Here is a 14,050-nt window from a genome sequence, read left to right as displayed (position 1 = left end):
TTTAACGGGTTATGTTGGTTTATTTTCATCGGTGGGGGCGTTTTTAGCCCCCACTTTTGGTTCTTCACCCGCAAATAACCTAACTATATTTGTTCTGTGGCGAAAAATAATGAGCACCGTGATAAAAACCACTGGCAATGTATATAGGGGCTTAATTAACCACGTATAAAGCGGTGCGAGTAAAACGGTAACGAGGGCGGCAAGTGAAGAGTAGCGACTTACCGCAACAATAATTAGCCAAGTAGCAATTAATAACCCTGCCAGGGATAAACCTATTGGAAGTAAAGCACCAAATGCGGTTGCAACGGCCTTGCCTCCTTTAAAATTAAAAAACACGGGGTACATGTGCCCTAAACAGGCGCCGACGGCAACAACGCCCAGAACTAAAGGCTCAAGTTGTAAAAAATAGGCCCCCCACACTGGAATTGTGCCTTTTAAAATATCAAAAACAAGAACTAAAACAGCAGGAAAAGCGCCACCTAAGCGGTAAACATTAGTTGCGCCAGGGTTATTTGAGCCATGTGTGCGGGGATCTTGGAGTTTAAATAGGCGCGACACTAAAATAGCCGACGAAATCGACCCAAGTAGGTACGCTAAAACAAACATCAAAATGGCTAACACATAGTTCCTTATTTTTTTATCGTTATACCCGTTACATTTAATGCAATTAACATCGTTTTTGGGCTATTATTGGCGGCAAAATTTATCGTTAAAAGTATTATACTTCTATCAATTTTAGCTCAACGCGTTATTTTGTTATTGTAGAAGGTATTTTTACATATTTAAACACTGATTAAAGCATATACAATATTAATTTTTAATTAGTTTATGTAGTTAGAACAGTTGTTGGTCTTTTGGAGTATCAATGGATAAGGTATTTATATCTCAATTGCACGTCGACACGATTATTGGAGTGTACGACTTTGAAAAAGAAAGTAAACAGAGCCTTTATTTTGATATTGAAATGCTAAGTGATATTAAACCCGCTGCCGCAAATGATGACATTAATTTAGCACTTGATTACGCAAAAGTAAGCGAACGCGTCATTGCACATAGTACTGCTAAGCCTGTTGAGTTACTTGAAACACTTGTTGAGCAATTGGCTGATATTATTTTAACGGAATTTAATACAACTCAAGTGAAAATTAGAGTGAGTAAACCTGCAGCAGTGCCGCAAGCACAAACTGTTGGAGTAGAAATAACTCGCAATAAGGCAAGCGTTTAAATGGCGCAAATATTTATTAGTCTTGGGTCAAATATTAACAAAGTGCACTATATGCAAAGTGCCTTAAAAGCGCTTAAAACGCATTTTAAAAATATAGAGCATTCGTCTGTTTTTGAAAGCGAAGCCGTAGGTTTCGTAGGTAATAACTTTTATAATTCGGTCGTTGGGGCAAAAACAGATAGGCCGCTAGCTGAAGTGTGTGCGTTACTAAAAGAAATAGAGCGCGATAATGGTCGTACACCTAATGATAAAAAGTTCAGTCCACGAACACTAGATTTAGATTTATTGTTTTACGACGATGTTATTTGTGACAGCCCTGCGCAATTGCCGCGCGATGAAATCACTAAAAATGCATTTGTACTACAGCCTCTCAGTGAGGTTGCCCCCGGTTTTTATCACCCTGTAGCTAAGCAAACAATTGCTCAATTATGGAATGAATATAATAACCCTCAACAAAAACTATGGAAGGTGGAGTTTTCTAACCCATGAGTATTTTAGAAATAATAATTTTAGCGCTAATTCAAGGTTTTACTGAGTTTTTACCCATATCTAGCTCGGCTCATTTAATTTTACCCTCGCAAATTTTAGGCTGGGAAGATCAAGGACTCGCTTTTGATGTTGCAGTGCATGTGGGCACTTTGATAGCGGTTGTCATTTATTTTCGTAAAGAAGTGGCTGATATTCTCAGTGCGTGGTTTAAATCGTTTGGCGCACAAGGTAAAACAGACGACAGTAAACTCGGCTGGTGGATTATCTTAGGGACAATACCTGCTGCAGTATTTGGTTTGTTACTTAAGGATTTTGTTGAGTTATACCTTCGAAGTGCATGGGTCATTGCTGCCACCACCATTATTTTTGGTTTGCTGCTCTGGTACGCTGATGCCAAAGGAAAACAAGTTAAAACAATTTATCAACTTAATTGGAAGTCGGCTTTAATGATTGGCTTGGCGCAAGCCGTTGCTATGATCCCGGGTACCTCTCGTTCAGGTATTACAATGACAGCGGGTTTAATGCTAGGCATGAATAAGCAAAGCGCAGCGCGCTTTTCGTTTTTACTCGCCATTCCTGTTATATCAATGATGGGGCTTTATTACACAGTAGAGCTCGCATTGGGCGACCACGTTGTTGAATGGGGCACATTGTTACTAGGGGTGGTACTGTCCTTTTTATCTGCTTATGCGTGTATTTATTTATTTTTAAAAGTGATTGAACGAATGGGAATGTTACCTTTTGTCATTTACCGATTAGTTTTAGGCTTAGGTTTAATCGTTTTTTTAAGTATGTAGATTAATTTACTTTGCAAAAAAGCCTTCTAATTTAGAAGGCTTTTTTGTTTGTGATAATGACTTTAAGCATTAGTAAAATACCTACATATAATGGTAACTATGCGCGAAATTTGGCATTATAGCGCCATTAAACTTTGCACAGCTGCAAAGTGAGCATACGGTTTAAGGAAAGTATATGCATATTCATATTTTGGGCATTTGCGGTACGTTTATGGGCGGTATTGCAGCCATTGCTAAGTCACTTGGTCATCAAGTGACAGGTTCAGACCAAAACGTTTACCCACCTATGAGCACCCAGCTTGAAGATCTTGGTATTGAGCTCACTCAAGGTTACGACGTATCTCAATTGGAGCCAAAACCCGATATGGTGGTGATTGGTAATGCCATGAGCCGAGGTAACCCATGTGTTGAATATGTGTTAGATAACAGCTTACCTTATACCTCAGGCCCTGAGTGGTTAAAGCATAACTTATTGCAAAACTCTTGGGTACTTGCGGTAGCTGGTACGCATGGTAAAACCACCACAGCCAGTATGCTTGCGTGGATACTCGAATATGCGGGCCTTAAGCCTGGCTTTTTAATTGGCGGCGTAGTACAAAACTTTGGTGTGTCGGCTAAAGTGGGCGAAACCCCATTTTTTGTAATTGAAGCCGATGAGTACGATACCGCCTTTTTTGATAAGCGTAGTAAGTTTGTTCACTATTTACCGCGTACGCTAATTTTAAATAATCTTGAATTTGATCACGCAGATATTTTTGATGATTTGAACGCAATTAAAAAACAATTTCACCACTTAATGCGTACACTACCTTACAGCGGTAAAGTCATTTGGCCAAAACAAGACAAAGCGCTTGAAGACGTTATATCGCAAGGTCTATGGAGTGAAAGCGAAACGTTAGATGGCGATTGGGGCTATAAACTAATTAAAGCCGATGGCAGCGAGTTTGATGTACTTTTGAATAATGAGCAGCAAGGCACAGTTAATTGGGGCGCAATTGGCGAACATAATGTAAAAAATGCGATTATGGCAATTGCAGCTGCGCGCCATGTGGGAATTGCTGTGAGTCACAGTATTGATGCACTTGCCGAATTTATAAGCCCAAAAAGGCGAATGGAACTCAAAGCCGACATAAATAGTATTAAGGTGTATGACGATTTTGCTCATCACCCAACAGCGATTAAAACAACCTTAGCGGGTTTACGCGCTAAAGTTGGCGATGAAAAAATTATTGCTATTTTAGAGCCCCGCTCAAACACCATGAAAATGGGTGTACATCAACACACGTTACTCGCTTCATTAGCTGAGGCTGATGAGGTGCTTTTGTTTGAACCCGAAAACTTAGGTTGGTCGCTTAAAGAACAAGCCCAAAAAGCGGGTATGCAATGCTTTAACAGCACACAGTCGATTATTAATAGGGTGCTTGAAAATGTGCAGCCTAATCAACACATTCTAATCATGAGTAATGGCGGTTTTAATGGCCTCCATCAGCAGCTTGTTGATGGATTGGCTGATAAATACAGCGGAGAATAATTTGCAATTTAAAGATAAAATAACCTTAGCGTTTAGCGGTGCCTCTGGTGCGCCATATGGATTAAAATTGCTTGAAGTACTGCTTGAGCAGCAGTATCAAGTGTATGTGCTTATTTCGAGTGCGGCTCGAGTTGTGCTTGATACTGAGTCAAACATAAAGCTCTCTGCAAATGAAGATAAAGCTACTGAGCAATTAAATGCGCTATTTGATGCAAAACCACTGCAATTACAAGTGTTTGGTAAAGATAACTGGTTTAGTCCTGTAGCTTCTGGCTCTGCCGCGCCGAAAAAAATGGTTGTTTGTCCATGCAGTGCAGGATCGGTATCAGCGATTGCGGTAGGCGCATCTGATAATTTACTAGAGCGTGCGGCTGATGTGGTGATTAAAGAACGTGGCCAGCTTATTTTAGTGCCGCGCGAAACGCCTTTTAGCGAGATCCATTTGGAGAATATGCTAAAGCTATCGCGATTGGGTGTAACCATTATGCCCGCAGCGCCTGGCTTTTATCATAAACCGCAAAGCATAGAAGACTTAGTTGATTTTATGGTGGCGCGAATTTTAGATCATTTAAACATTGAGCATGCTCTAACAAAACGTTGGGGCTATGGTGAGGGTAAGTAATGAGTAAGCAAAGTATTGCATTAAATATCGAAGGCCTTACCAAGGTATACAAAAACGGCGTAGAGGCTGTTAAAGGTGTTGACTTACAAGTAGAAGAAGGCGATTTTTTTGCGTTGCTTGGGCCTAATGGCGCAGGTAAGTCAACAACCATTGGTGTTATTTCGTCCTTGGTTAATAAAACTGAAGGTAAAGTGGAGGTATTTGGTTGCGATATCGATACCCATCTTGAAGCTGCCAAGGCGCATTTAGGCTTAGTGCCACAAGAATTCAACTTCAGCCAGTTTGAAACGTTGACCCAAATATTAGTAAATCAAGCGGGTTATTACGGTGTGCCGCGCAATGAAGCACATAAGCGTGCAGATAAATATTTAGCTCAGCTTGGGTTACTTGAGAAAAAAGATAAACAAGCGCGCACTTTGTCAGGTGGGATGAAGCGCCGTTTAATGATTGCACGCGCACTGATGCACGAGCCAAAGCTGCTGATTTTAGATGAGCCAACAGCGGGAGTAGATATAGAGCTACGCCGCTCTATGTGGGAGTTTTTACGCAAAATTAATGAGCAAGGCGTCACAATTATTTTAACCACGCACTATCTTGAAGAAGCAGAGTTACTGTGTAAAAACATCGCTATTATCGATAGTGGGCGCATCGTAGAAAATACCACCATAAAAGCGTTATTAGCAAAGCTTGATAAAGAAACCTTTGTGCTTGATTTAAAAATGCCAGCAAAGCCCGTCACATTACCTGGGTATACCTACACTATGACGGACGATCATACCATTGAGGTTGAAGTGGCAAAATCGCAAGGATTAAATGCGGTATTTACTGAGCTCACAGCACAAGGTAATACAGTATTGAGTATGCGTAACAAAGCCAATAGATTAGAAGAGTTATTTGTAGGATTACTAGAGCAAGGGCGGGGCGAATAAATGTTAAAATATGGCGTAGCCTTAAAAAGTATATGGATTAAAGAGTGTATTCGTTTTTTACGTATTTGGGTGCAAACCTTAGTACCACCAGCTATTACAATGAGTTTGTATTTTGTTATTTTTGGTAACTTAATTGGCTCGCGTATTGGTGAAATGGGCGGATTTAGTTACATGGAGTTTATTGTACCCGGCTTAATTATGATGTCGGTTATAACTAATTCATACTCTAATGTCGCCTCTAGTTTTTATTCAACCAAGTTTCAAAAAAGTATTGAAGAGTTGCTCGTTGCTCCGGTGCCTAATTATATAATTGTATTAGGCTACATGGGAGGCGGTATGACGCGCGGTATGATGGTAGGCTTTATTGTTACCTGCGTGTCGCTACTGTTTGTTGATATTCAAATACATAATATTTTTGTAATAATGGCAACAGTTATCTTAACTTCTGCGGTGTTTGCATTAGGTGGTTTGATTAATGCTATTTACGCTAATAGTTTTGATGATATTAGTATTATTCCCACATTTATACTTACTCCGCTAACGTATCTAGGTGGTGTATTTTATTCAATTACGTTACTACCTGAGTTTTGGCAGAACGTATCGCAAATAAACCCAATCATTTATATGGTTAACGCATTTAGGTATGGATTTTTAGGTGTGTCGGATGTTGATTTAACGGTCGCATTGGGTGTTATTTTAGTGTTCATTACAGTGTTATTTTCTGTTGCGCTTACATTAATCAGAAAAGGTGTGGGGCTAAGACATTAATGAGTGATGCAAATTCTCGAAGTATTGTATCTAATCAGGCTGGTATTCATGAAAAGCTTGATGAAATAGTAAATAAGCATTTAAGCGCCGAGTTTAAAAAGCCCATTGCTGCACACACGCAAGCGGCATTTGATGAGGTTAATGAAAAGGTGCAGGCATTTGATGGACCACTTATTTTAGACTCATGCTGTGGTGTGGGGGAAAGTAGCGCGAACTTAGCTAAACGGCACCCCGATGCGTTGGTGATTGGTATTGATAAATCATCTCATCGACTTGATAAGCACGACGTAGAATACAAGCAAACTGATAGCGGGCAGTATATTTTAGTGCAAGCCGATTTAAATGATTTTTGGCGTTTAGCCGTGGCTGCTAATTGGCAGCCTACGCATCATTATTTGCTTTACCCAAATCCATGGCCTAAATCTAAGCATATTCAGCGCAGATGGCATGGTGCGGCTATTTTTCCGTTTATTGTTAAATTAGGTGGGCAATTAGAGGTTCGCAGTAATTGGGACATTTACGTAAAGGAGTTTGCCAGAGCGCTTGCGCTTACAGGTAACCACTGCGAAGTGACACTTTATGAGTCAGATGATGCAATCACTCCGTTTGAGCGTAAGTATTGGGCTAGCGGTCAGCAAAGTCATCGGCTTATCATAAATTTAACCTAAGTATGGCTAGAATATTTAGTCGTTACAGTTTACTCAGCTGGCTAAATTAGTATCTTCAGATATAGCGAATTGTGGCGCGGGATAAGCAAAGTAATTACCTTGCATAAGCGTCACATTTGCTTTTTGTAGCGCATTAACTATGGCTGCGTTTTCTACAGATTCAGCAATGAGCTGTAAATCTAATTGGTTAGCAAATGCTGCTATATGCTCAATAAATAAGTAAATGTCTTTATCGTTTATTATTTGTTTTATCAATCCACCATCTAATTTAATTCCATCTACTTCTAGCTTAAGCACATTTGAAATATTTGAATAGCCACTTCCAAAATCATCAATAATGACTTTTACCCCTTTACTTTTTACCATAGAAATAAAGGCTTTCACTTCTGAATAATTAGCAATGGCTTGCGTTTCGATTAACTCTAAAGTGATATTGCTTGGGTGTGGGTAGCGTTTAAGTTCGTTAGTAATATATTCGTTTAAACTTGGGTCTAACATATCTTGCGCTGTTATATTTAAGCTCCAGCAAATATTAGTCTTTCTAAAGCGACTAATACACTGCGAAAATATAGTGCGGGTTAATAAACCATCCATTCTAGAGCGAGTAACTACATTTAAAAACGCATCGGGTTTTAAAATCTCTCCACTTGCGGTCACCATCCGAGCCAAGCATTCGTACTGCACTACCTGATTAGTTTTGGTATCTATTATTGGTTGAAAGTAGGGCACAATTCGGTTGTTATCAAACGCATCGTGAACTTCTTTAGCCATTTCTACATTGTATTGATATTGAGTTTTAACATCATGTAGGGCTTTTGAATAATTAATAACCGTATGTCTGCCTTGTTTTGCTTGCAGGGCAGCAATATGAGCATTTTCAAGTAATAGTGACTTATTGCCAGTTGCAATGCCCGCACATAAAGTGATGTATATGAATGGGTCGGTTAATAAAGGCGTATTGGCATTATAGGTTTCAATTAAGTCGTTAAGTTCTTCATAAGGTGTTTCTTTGGGGGAAAGCAGTACCAGTTTATTCGTTGCTAAGCGATATAAATGACAGTGAGTAGAGCAACGGCTTTTAAAATGCATAAGTAGATTTTTCATTACTCGGTCGCCAATTTCAGTGCCGTAAAAACTATTTATATCCTCAATTTCGTTCACCCATACAACGGCTAGTTGCATATGGTGGTTATTACTTTTTTTGAGTAAATATTCCAAAGCAATGTGGTTATCAAAGCCGGTACTGGAGTCAGTTGCTAATGAACGCTTAAGTAAATAAACATAAATAGCGGCAACAAGCGCTGCTATAAAAAAGAAAAAGCTTGCCATAGCCGCTGCTTTAGAAACGCTTTCACTCAGCTTTTGGTTTAGGTCGTTAATCGTTATATCGGCGCCGGTAAGGTAAGTGGTACCTGTTCGAGTATCTACGTAAGGAATAAATATCGTTTTAAAATGCCCCCACTGATCCGCTGAAACTTCAAATACTGGTTCTGTGGAGTAAAAAGCGCTTATGTTGAGATTGGTTGCTTCTGGGTATATATCTAAATATTGCGTTATTTTGCCATTGCTCATATCGTCTTGAGTATAGCTAGATGCAGTAAAGTATACGCGGTTGTTTTTTAATATCATCGCGTATACATATTCAACATCCAGTGCTTGTGCAAACTCTGAAAGCTGCCTGCTTTTGACTTCATAATCAATAAAATTAATTTGGCCGTTTTGATTCATGGTATTTAGGTAATCATCACCTAGTATATGCTTTACAGTGGCTGCGGCATTAAGTAGACGAGCATCGACAGACTCCATAATTTCAGCGCGGGTTGTGTGGTAGGTGTAATAGATATAAGCAACTAAACTGACTAAAAATAAAGCAAAGCCGGCTACTAACCAGCTCACTTTTACTCTTTCCCTAAGCATGTCTGTCCCTTTTTTGTTGTTTTTTTTATTATACTTAAAATACCAAATTGCCCAATAAATAATTAGTATTTATTCGATTAAATAAAATTTTAATTAAATTAACACTTTTTTGTCATGCGTGTTGTTGCTTTTAAGGCTTTTAACGAGACATTTTACTTATATTGCAGTACAGTTAGCGCAATTATTTAGAAACACTATTGCTTAACTTACCGCCATAATTGGGCGTTTTTACTAGTTAAACAGGTGTTTTAGCAACACACACACTAGGTATTAAGATGGATCAAAAGCGTTGTGCCGTCGCCTCTAAAGAAAGCCTCAAGCGTATATTCACTGTACCTGAAGCGCCTGACTCAACTTTAAGCAAAATTGAGCTTGAAATTTCGAGTAATTTAGCAGGTTTTTTGAACGAAAATATAGCGGCAATTGAAAAACCCTTACATGAAATTGAAAAAGACTTTCAATCTGCGGTGATCCCGGAAGATCCAACATTTGTATCTGCTTATGCTCAAGACATAATGGAGCAGCTTGTTGCACATTCTGTGCATACTGCTGCACCAAGTTTTATTGGCCATATGACCTCTGCACTGCCACATTTTTTATTGCCCCTATCAAAATTGATGGTAGGACTAAATCAAAATTTAGTAAAAATAGAGACATCCAAGGCATTTACCCCCTTAGAGCGCCAAGTACTTGGTATGATGCATCATTTAGCCTATGGCCAAAATGATGCGTTCTACTCTAAATGGATGCACAGCGCTAAAACCTCACTTGGCGCATTTTGCTCAGGTGGCACGGTTGCAAATATTACTGCGCTTTGGATTGCTCGAAATCGTTTATTAAAACCAGATGGCGAGTTCACAGGTATTGCAGCCCAAGGGCTAGTGGCTGGTATGCTTCATTATGGGTATAAAGGGCTCGCGGTTTTAATTTCAGAGCGAGGCCATTACTCACTAGGGAAATCGGTTGATTTATTAGGGCTAGGGCGCGACAACTTAATTGGTATAAAAACAACGGATGACAATAAAGTCGATGTAAATGCCATGCGAGATAAAGCTCGCGAGCTAGAGTCTAAAGGCATTAAAGTAATGGCAATTATTGGTGTTGCAGGTACAACCGAAACCGGTAATATTGATCCGCTTAACGAAATGGCTGATTTAGCGCAAGAAATTAACTGTCATTTTCATGTTGATGCAGCATGGGGCGGAGCAACGTTGTTATCGAACACGTACCGTCCTTTACTCAATGGTATTGAGCGAGCAGACTCAATAACAATTGATGCCCACAAACAAATGTATGTACCTATGGGGGCTGGTTTGGTGTTATTTAAAGACCCAGCAGCAACCGATGCAATAGAACACCATGCTGAGTATATATTGCGTAAGGGCTCTAAAGATTTAGGTAGCCACACACTCGAAGGTAGCCGCCCAGGTATGGCTATGTTAGTGCATGCTTGCTTACGTGTTATTGGCCGTAAAGGCTATGAAATGCTAATCGATAGAAGCATTAAAAAAGCAAAGTATTTTGCTAATTTAATCAAAGCAGATGAAGATTTTGAGCTTATTTCAGAACCTGAACTGTGCTTGCTTACTTATCGCTATGTGCCAAAACAAATAAAACAAGCGATTGCTGAGGCAGATGAAAAAACACGGATTGATATTTTTGCCTCACTAAATCGTTTTACAGCCAGTATGCAAAAACGCCAGCGTGAGTCAGGTCGTTCATTTGTGTCGCGTACTCGTTTAACCCCAGCTCAATACGATAACCAACCTACGGTTGTGTTTAGGGTTGTACTGGCTAACCCGCTAACCTCGGGTGTCATTTTAAAAGAGATATTAGCTGAGCAAAAAGAGCTTGCTAAAACAGACCCTGTATTTAAAAAGTATTTAAGCAAATACATGAAATAGTAAATGCCGCATTTATAAAAAAGACGCTATTTCGCGTCTTTTTTTTGCTTAGTTAAAAGCAACAGGCTTTTATAATATTGCTAATGATGTGCTGTGAGGGCTTTATTTTTTCCATTGCTAAAAATTCGTCAGGTTGATGCGCTTGGTTAATTGAACCCGGCCCCATAACAATGGTTTCACAGCCTAATTGTTGAATAAACGGGGCTTCTGTACAGTAATTAACAGCAATGGCTTTTTGGCCAGCTATTTTTTCTGCAAGTTGAACTAGCGCACTGTCGGTATGGCCTGTAAATGCCGGTATTGGGTCGTGCAGGTCAATTACACTCACTGAGTTAGGATATTGTTCGTTAATCTCTTTTGTTGCATCAAGAAGCAAAGCTTGCAACTCTTGCACGCTAAGCCCTGGCAGTGGGCGCATATCAATATGCATTTCACAACAACCACATATTCTATTTGCGTTGTCGCCACCATGAATATTACCTAAATTTAAAGTAGGGTAAGGTATTTCAAAGTAATTTAGTGAATACTTATTCTTTAATTGCTCTTTCAAGATCAGTAATTTTGAAGTCACTTTATGCATAACTTCAATGGCGTTTAGACCACGTTCGGGATCGGAGCTATGCCCAGAGCGACCAACGACCCTTATTGCTGTACTCATATGGCCTTTATGTGTAAATACCGGTGTCATATCAGTGGGTTCACCAATAATACAGCGCGCTGGTTTTAAATTTGGGTGCTGACAAATTTGTTGAGCACCTGCCATTGTTGTTTCTTCATCGGCGGTAGCAAGTATTAAAATAGGCTGTGTTTGTTGTTTTTCATCCAACTCGCTTATAGCTTGCAGCACAAAAGCAAAAAATCCTTTCATATCAATGCTGCCTAAACCATAAAGTTTGTTATTGAGTTCGGTTAATTTAAACGGATTATGATTCCAGCGGCTATCATCAAACGGTACTGTATCGGTATGCCCAGCAAGCATTAAACCGCCATCGCCAATGCCGCGTTTTGCTAATAAGTTATAACGCCCTTTTTTACCATCAAGTTCTATTATTTCACACGTAAAGCCAAGAGTTTCACACCATTGTGCAAGTAACTCGATAACACTTTTATTGCTCATACATTGACTGTCTTCAATCGCACTAATAGAAGGGGCTTCAATTAATTGCTGATACATAGAAATAAACGAAGGCAGAGACATAAAAATTCCCATAATAATTATTCAATTTAATTGCATAACAATATAAAAGTATTTATGATGAATATCAATTCACTTTTTAAGCATAAATATATTAAGTAACACCATGAAGATAATGCGACGATAATCAAAATTCATTAATAAATAAGACTTAATTAGCACCTAAGCTAGTGTAAGCGAACACATAAGTAAGTAGTAATAAATTTTAAGATAACGAGTAAATAATGAATGTAGTGATTATTGGCGCAAGTGGTTACAGCGGCGCAGAACTAGCAAGCCTTATTGCTAAACACCCAAATTTAACTTTATCAGGTTGTTATGTATCTGAAGGTAGCCTAGACAAACATAAATTACTGAGTGATTTATACCCAGAACACTTAGGCTTACTTGATATTCCTTTACTTCCTCTTACAAAATCAGCGTTTGGTGACATTAACGCGAATGCAGATTACGTATGCCTGTGTACCGACCATAAAGTCAGTGTAGATTTAGCGCCGCAATTTTTAGCGATGGGCAAAAAGGTATTTGATTTATCGGGTGGTTACCGCCTAGCAAGTAATGACGATTACGTTACTTATTATGGCTTTGAACATAAGCACCCTGAGCTGCTAAATGAATCGGCATACGGTTTAGCAGAGTGGAATAGCAATGCAATTGCAAATGCAAAGTTAGTGGCTGTTGCGGGTTGTTACCCTACAGCGGCATTGAATGCGTTAAAGCCACTTCAGCTCGCAGGCTTACTGAGCGAACAACCTATTATTATTAATGCAGTATCGGGTGTTACCGGCGCAGGGCGTAAAGCCAGTGTAGGTACTCATTTTTGTGAAGTATCGCTAGCGCCATATGGTTTATTTAACCACCGTCACGGACCAGAAATAGAACAGCACTTGGGCCATAAGGTTTTATTTACACCTCATTTAGGTAACTTTGCTCGCGGTATTTTAGAAACGATTTACGTGCAACTAAAACCTGAGGTGACAAGTGAGCAAGTAGCAACGGCTTATGATGTGCTTTCAAAAGAGCCTTTAATTCGTTTGTTAGGCAATAAAATTCCATCAATCAAAGGGGTTGCAAAGCAGCCATACGTTGATATTGGGTGGCAACAGCAAGGCTCGCAATTAATTGTTGTTGCGGCAATCGATAACCTACTTAAAGGTGCTGCGGGGCAAGCTCTGCAATGTATTAATTTATCTATGGGTTTAAACCATACCACAGGCTTAAAAGGAGCGTTTTAATGAGTAAAAAAACGTGGGTTATTAAGCTTGGCGGTGCTGTACTTAATACTGAAAATGCAGCTCACGCGTTATTTGAAGTGTTATCTAATCAGCCAAACCATAACTTTGTAATTGTGCATGGTGGTGGGGCATTAGTCGATACATGGTTAAAAGAGGCAGGTTTTGTTAGTGCTAAACATCAAGGTTTACGTATTAGCCCTGCTGAACAAATGCCGCATATAGTCGGTGCACTTGCAGGGTGTGCAAACAAGCAGCTAATGGCTCAAGCTATTTCTGCTGGCCACAAGCCTGTTGGCTTAAGCCTTTATGAAGCAGGCGTAACTGCATCGCAAAAGCTCAAAGCATTATGTTTAGTAGGTAAGTGCGAAAGCAACGATGACTCTATTATTAACGATTTACTAAACGTCGGGCGCCTACCTATTGTTAGCTCAATAGGATTTGATGAACAAGGGCTTTGGTACAACGTTAATGCTGACGAGGCTGCGGCCGCTATTGCTAATAATTTAAATGCAGAGCTTATTTTTATGACCGATGTAGAGGCTGTACTTGACGCTAATAAACAGCCGTTACATCACCTTGACACAAAACACATTGAGACTTTAATTGCAGAGGGAGTAATTGTGGGCGGGATGGAGGTCAAAGTTAAGACCAGTCTTCACGCTGCCCTACACTTACGACGCGGTGTGTATATTTCCAGCTGGCAAAAGCCAGAAAATTTAACTGCTTTGCTGCAAGGCGAGCATGTCGGAACAAAGATTACACCATAGGGT

14 protein-coding genes are annotated in these 14,050 nt (G+C 39.6%); 11 read left to right on the top strand and 3 right to left on the bottom strand.

Going from position 1 to position 14,050, the window contains the following annotated elements:
• Positions 1 to 9: 9 nt before the first annotated feature.
• Positions 10 to 621 carry a glycerol-3-phosphate 1-O-acyltransferase PlsY gene (gene plsY, locus AC27I2_RS14465; protein WP_058404937.1) on the bottom strand — a complete coding sequence of 204 codons (612 nt, stop codon included), beginning with the start codon at positions 619 to 621 and terminating at the stop codon, positions 10 to 12.
• A 244-nt stretch (positions 622 to 865) separates the two neighbouring features.
• On the opposite strand from plsY, the gene folB reads away from it, so the two are divergent.
• From folB to trmB, 8 genes are all read left to right on the top strand, one after another.
• Entirely contained in the window at positions 866 to 1,225 is a 360-nt protein-coding gene (folB, locus tag AC27I2_RS14460; RefSeq protein ID WP_058404938.1) for a dihydroneopterin aldolase, read from the top strand.
• A complete protein-coding gene (gene folK, locus AC27I2_RS14455) occupies positions 1,226 to 1,714 on the top strand; it encodes a 2-amino-4-hydroxy-6-hydroxymethyldihydropteridine diphosphokinase (RefSeq protein WP_058404939.1) in 489 nt (162 codons plus the stop codon).
• Positions 1,711 to 2,511: an undecaprenyl-diphosphate phosphatase gene (locus tag AC27I2_RS14450; protein ID WP_138527528.1), complete on the top strand. Its 801-nt coding sequence runs from the start codon at positions 1,711 to 1,713 to the stop codon at positions 2,509 to 2,511. Before folK ends, AC27I2_RS14450 begins: the two co-directional genes overlap by 4 nt.
• A 175-nt stretch (positions 2,512 to 2,686) precedes the next feature.
• Positions 2,687 to 4,042, top strand: coding sequence for a UDP-N-acetylmuramate:L-alanyl-gamma-D-glutamyl-meso-diaminopimelate ligase (mpl, locus tag AC27I2_RS14445; RefSeq protein WP_487204667.1), 1,356 nt, complete (start codon positions 2,687 to 2,689; stop codon positions 4,040 to 4,042).
• A 1-nt stretch (position 4,043) separates the two neighbouring features.
• Positions 4,044 to 4,664, top strand: a complete 621-nt coding sequence (locus AC27I2_RS14440) for a flavin prenyltransferase UbiX (protein WP_138527530.1) — start codon at positions 4,044 to 4,046, stop codon at positions 4,662 to 4,664.
• Entirely contained in the window at positions 4,664 to 5,593 is a 930-nt protein-coding gene (locus tag AC27I2_RS14435) for an ABC transporter ATP-binding protein (protein ID WP_487204666.1), read from the top strand. Before AC27I2_RS14440 ends, AC27I2_RS14435 begins: the two co-directional genes overlap by 1 nt.
• Positions 5,594 to 6,361 (top strand): ABC transporter permease, encoded by a 768-nt coding sequence (locus AC27I2_RS14430; protein WP_138527532.1) that lies wholly within the window; start codon positions 5,594 to 5,596, stop codon positions 6,359 to 6,361.
• Positions 6,361 to 7,029 carry a tRNA (guanine(46)-N(7))-methyltransferase TrmB gene (trmB, locus tag AC27I2_RS14425; RefSeq protein WP_058551529.1) on the top strand — a complete coding sequence of 223 codons (669 nt, stop codon included), beginning with the start codon at positions 6,361 to 6,363 and terminating at the stop codon, positions 7,027 to 7,029. The genes AC27I2_RS14430 and trmB overlap by 1 nt, the downstream gene beginning before the upstream one ends.
• Positions 7,030 to 7,062: 33 nt before the next feature.
• Here trmB and AC27I2_RS14420 read toward each other — a convergent pair whose 3' ends face one another.
• A complete protein-coding gene (locus AC27I2_RS14420) occupies positions 7,063 to 8,946 on the bottom strand; it encodes an EAL domain-containing protein (RefSeq protein WP_487204665.1) in 1,884 nt (627 codons plus the stop codon).
• A gap of 275 nt (positions 8,947 to 9,221) precedes the next feature.
• On the opposite strand from AC27I2_RS14420, the gene panP reads away from it, so the two are divergent.
• On the top strand, positions 9,222 to 10,850 hold the full coding sequence (panP, locus tag AC27I2_RS14415) for a pyridoxal-dependent aspartate 1-decarboxylase PanP (RefSeq protein ID WP_487204664.1): 1,629 nt from the start codon (positions 9,222 to 9,224) through the stop codon (positions 10,848 to 10,850).
• Between the two features lie 52 nt (positions 10,851 to 10,902).
• Here the strand turns inward: panP and argE are convergent, their stop codons facing one another.
• Positions 10,903 to 12,048, bottom strand: a complete 1,146-nt coding sequence (gene argE / locus AC27I2_RS14410; RefSeq protein WP_487204663.1) for an acetylornithine deacetylase — start codon at positions 12,046 to 12,048, stop codon at positions 10,903 to 10,905.
• A 221-nt stretch (positions 12,049 to 12,269) separates the two neighbouring features.
• Here argE and argC point away from each other — a divergent pair, with 221 nt between their 5' ends.
• Together argC and argB are read left to right on the top strand one after the other, a co-directional pair.
• Positions 12,270 to 13,280: an N-acetyl-gamma-glutamyl-phosphate reductase gene (argC, locus tag AC27I2_RS14405; protein ID WP_487204662.1), complete on the top strand. Its 1,011-nt coding sequence runs from the start codon at positions 12,270 to 12,272 to the stop codon at positions 13,278 to 13,280.
• Positions 13,280 to 14,047: an acetylglutamate kinase gene (gene argB / locus AC27I2_RS14400; protein WP_058404949.1), complete on the top strand. Its 768-nt coding sequence runs from the start codon at positions 13,280 to 13,282 to the stop codon at positions 14,045 to 14,047. The genes argC and argB overlap by 1 nt, the downstream gene beginning before the upstream one ends.
• Positions 14,048 to 14,050 lie beyond the last annotated feature (3 nt).

It is taken from the genome of Pseudoalteromonas sp. NH0006-46, assembly GCF_057547735.1.
This window is presented reverse-complemented; position numbering and strand designations above follow the sequence as displayed.